We start from the raw sequence: 4,394 nt of genomic DNA, 5'->3' as shown, positions 1-4,394 counted from the left end.
TCCAGGTCGGGAATCATTTGTATGGGGATTTGAAATGCCGCCACGACACCCAATACACTGATGATTAGTACGATGACTGTCATCAGGGTGCCGCGTTTAATGATGGCTTCGAACATGGTTTTAAATGATTTTTATCCTGGTTAGAATCCCTTCTCTCCTTTTAAGAGAGGGAAATTTTACTGTTGATTATGAATCCGTACAGTCTGGCCTTCTTTCAGGGCTTCATTGCCTTCCACTACAACAATGGCGTCGCCCTGTAAACCTTCCACTATTGAAATTTTACCGTCAAAGCTATGGCCGACTTTGACGCGTTGCTCAGACACCTTTGGAACTTCGCTATCAAAATTGATTACCCAAACAGTGACCCTGCCATCGGGATAGCGCATGATGGCATCGCGTGAGACAACAACACCCGACTTTCCCGTATTAAGCCGCAACATACCTTGCGCTGACATGCCGGGCGTCATGTTGATATTACTGTTGGTAAGCTTGCTGCGAACCAGAAAAGTCCGTGCATCTGGATCGCTGACGGGAACCAGCGCATCAATTTTCCCGGTTAATTTTTTACCGGGCAGGGCATCCAGGGTTATGGATATCAGGCTATTGCCATTAATTTGGGTGTAGAGTTCCTGTGGCACCTGAAAATCAATTCGCAGCTCATCCATGGCAATCAAGGTTAAAACCGGTTTGCCGGTTTCTACCCATTCACCCACTTCGGTGAGTTTTTCACTGATGATTCCGCTAAATGGTGCTCTAATCGTATGGCGATTCACAACGGCTTGTTGTTTTTGTTCCGCGGCCTGTCGGTGTTGTAGCGCTGCTTCAGCTATTTTTAGCTCAGCCAGGCGTTGATCGATTTCTTCTTTGGAAATACCGCTTTGTTTTCTTAACCGTTTGCCACTTTCATAACGTCGTTTGGCTTCAGCAAGTTCTTCACGGGCTTGTAGTGTTGCGGCTTCAAAGGCTTTGAGATTCAGTGCTTCAATTTCCCGGTCCAGTTGTAACAAGGTATGGCCTTTTTTAACCTTATCCCCAATATCTACGCTTATAGTATTGACCTGTCCATTGACTTCGGAGGATAAACGGGCGACCTTTGGCGATGTCACTGTGCCGGTAAGGGGCACCTGTTTTATCACAGCTTGAGTTTGCGCTTGATCGACAATGACCAGCGGCACTTTGGCTGAACTGGCAAAGCTGTTGTTGCTATAAATTGCACTATAACTATATATCGATAGCAGGGAAATGGAGAATAATACAGACTGCCCCAAACGCCGTGTATAAAAGTTGGCGATTTTTTCACCGCGAGAATGATCCAGATACATGATTCCTGCCTTTTGTCGAAACAACAATTGGGTGCAGACCCCAATTAAACATAAATTGTTAAGGGTTAATCGTGGTCTGGACCATTATTATACTCGGAAAGCGATGACATTATGTGGTTGAGCTAAAGAAAATTGAATTTGAAGAATAATTGGCTCTAATATTAAGGAGGTTCAATTACTGGAACCTGAAAACTACGGGTTAATGATATGAAGGCACTAAAATTATTCATTCTGATGAGCGGTCTTGTGGTTAGCACGACCAGTGTCGCGGTCGAGCCTGATGCTGCAACCGTAAAGTTGATTAAGGACCTGGGACTCAAGCAAACTGCGCAGCCGGTACGGCAGGAAAAATTCTGGCAAAAACCACGTCGTATTGTTGTATTGTTGGACGAACGCCGTAAGCAGTCCAGGCCGGATGCAATCAGTTGGTTGAAAGCGGTGGCTGGCGATGCCGAAATTATTGTGGCCCCATCTCCTCGTGCCATGGTCGATAGTCTCGAAGACGCGGACGTTTTGCTTGGCATCTGCACCCATGAAAGTTTAAAGGCTGGCAAGCGTCTTCGTTATATCCTGAATTATACGGCCGGGGTTGACCGGTGCGTCAGTTCCCCGCTGGCGCTGCAACGTGATCTGCTGGTTACAAACATGAAACGCATTTATGGGCCTGGTATTGCGGAACATACCATTGCGATGATGTATAGCCTGACGCGTAAATTATATGTTTGGCACGAACGGCAGCTTGAGGAGTACTGGGATCGCAGCGCAGTAAAACGTACTGACATGTGGGAAGTGCAGGGTAAAACTATGTTGGTGGTTGGGCTTGGCGGCATTGGTACCGAGATTGCGCGTCGGGCGTCGGAACTGGGTATGAAGGTGATTGCTACGCGAAATTCATCGCGCAAAGGGCCTGCATTTGTTTCTTATGTGGGGCTGGCTGATGAGCTTTTAAAACTTGCCGCGCAGGCAGATGTGGTCGTGAATGCCACGCCATTGACACCGAAGACGACGGGCCTGTTTAACACGGCATTTTTTACCTCGATGAAAAAAGGTGCCTACTTTATTAACGTTGGTCGCGGCAAGAGTGTTGTAACCAATGATCTCGTCAAGGCCCTGGAGTCCGGACAACTGGGTGGCGCTGCGCTGGACGTGATGGATCCCGAACCACTCCCGCAGGGGCATCCACTCTGGACTACGCCAAACGTCATCATTACACCGCATATCAGTGCAGGATCGGATGCGCAAATGAATCGATTCTGGTTGCTTGTGCGTGAAAACCTGCGGCGTTATGTAAACGGTGAAAAGATGCTGAATGTTGTCGACCTTAAGCGGGGTTATTGAGTTAAAAATCTCCCGAATTGCTGTTTCACGAATAACAGGGTCAGAGAACAATATTCTCTAATAATGAGTAACAATGGTTCTCTGCCCCCACTTTAACGGCATGATCCGTAGCCTGGAAGAAGCACAGCGAAATCCGGGAAAACGCCATTATCTTTATCGATCTTCACATGCTCGAGTGTAAGTGTAATGGAAATCCATTTCCATCGTGTACCACTCTATAAAGTAGATGTTACATGCCGGCTCCGCCACCACCCATGCCACCACCAGGCGGCGGCGGTGGTGCTGGTGGTGGTGGCACCGTTGGTGGTGGCGAAGGCGGACCTGGTGGCGGAGTTGGAACACCCGGAGGTGGCGGTGGTGCAGGAGTTCCTCCACATTCTGACGACGGATTGTTCCAGCTTGTAACCGAGTGGCAGGCATTGCATTCCAGTGAAGTGGAGCAATGGCCGCCTGGAAGTGAATGACAGGCTGAACAGGTGCCTAATACCTGTGCATGGTCGACGGTAAATGGATTCCATGACGTTGTACTATGACAGGCTTCGCATACATTGGTACTTGAAATATGTCCTGTCGATTTACTATGGCAACTCACACAGGCGCCCTGGACTTGTGAGTGGTCCACTTGTAAGACTGGAGACCACGTCGTTGTTGAATGGCAAGCCTCACAAAGGTTTGTGCTGCTAATATGCCCTGCTGATTTACCTCTTGCAGTTACTCCGTTATGACAGGATGCACAGTTGCCAATCACCTGGGCGTGATCGACAGTGACCACTGGTGACCAGCTTGTTGTGGAGTGGCAGGATTCACAAAGGTCCGCACTACTAATGTGAGCAGTAGATTTTCCCGTTGCGATACTGCCATTATGGCATGACACACAGGAACCCAGTACGTGCGCATGATCAACCGGTGAGATGGTTGGCAACCAGCTGTTACCCGGTGGAGTGCGATGACAGGCTTCGCACACATCAGTAGTGCTGGGGTGGCTGGCTGGTTTGCCTGTTGCGATGTTGTTGTTGTGGCAGCTGGAACAGGCGCCAATGACCTGGGCATGGTCTACTGCACTTGCTGCAACCGGTGACCAACTGGCCGGGAACACTGCATGGCAGGCATCGCAAATATTTGTGGAGTTAATATGTCCCGCGAATTTACCCGATGCAGTTACCCCATCATGACAGTTAATACAGTTACCAGAGAAATTGGTGTGATCAACCGTCGTTACCGGTATCCATGCTGTGCTGGTATGGCAGGCATCACATTCCAGCGTCGTTGGTATATGCGTTGCTGATTTCCCCGTGGCGGTTATATTGTCATGACAGCTGGAGCAGGTGCCCAATACTTGCGTATGGTCGACGCCCAATGCCGCCGGGTGGAAGGGGATTGGCCCGGCGGCATGGCAGGCGTCGCACAAATCGGTAGTGCTGATATGTGTTGCAGGTTTACCTATAGCCACTGCATTGTTATGACAGCTGGCACAGGTACCAATAACTTGCGCATGATCCACGGCAGCTGCGGCAACCGGCGTCCATTGCGCGGGAAATTTTTCATGGCAGGTGTCGCACAAGCTGGTTGATGCAATATGAGCGGGACTTTTACCTGAAGCAGTCACACCGTTATGACAGTTGATACAATTGCCCGAAAACGTGGAATGATCCACCGCCGCTGGTATCCATTGACTGGTACTATGACAGGCATCGCACTCAGCATTGGTAGCTACATGCGACGCATGTTTGCCCG

At 49.4% G+C, this 4,394-nt stretch carries 3 protein-coding genes; 1 reads left to right on the top strand and 2 read right to left on the bottom strand.

The features are described 5' to 3' along the window. Nucleotides 1-176 precede the first annotated feature (176 nt). Nucleotides 177-1,322, bottom strand: a complete 1,146-nt coding sequence (locus ACWVCM_RS00600) for an efflux RND transporter periplasmic adaptor subunit (protein WP_455199752.1) — start codon at nucleotides 1,320-1,322, stop codon at nucleotides 177-179. A 207-nt stretch (nucleotides 1,323-1,529) separates the two neighbouring features. Between ACWVCM_RS00600 and ACWVCM_RS00595 the strand changes: the two genes are divergently transcribed. Beyond that, nucleotides 1,530-2,660, top strand: a complete 1,131-nt coding sequence (locus ACWVCM_RS00595; RefSeq protein ID WP_455199751.1) for a D-2-hydroxyacid dehydrogenase — start codon at nucleotides 1,530-1,532, stop codon at nucleotides 2,658-2,660. 229 nt (nucleotides 2,661-2,889) lie between these two features. Here the strand turns inward: ACWVCM_RS00595 and ACWVCM_RS00590 are convergent. Further along, the coding region (locus ACWVCM_RS00590; protein ID WP_455199750.1) for a hypothetical protein at nucleotides 2,890-4,394 on the bottom strand (1,505 nt) is incomplete at its 5' end.

Source organism: Kaarinaea lacus, assembly GCF_975902315.1.
Note: the sequence above shows the minus strand (reverse complement) of the source record. Positions and strands in the feature narration are given on the sequence as shown.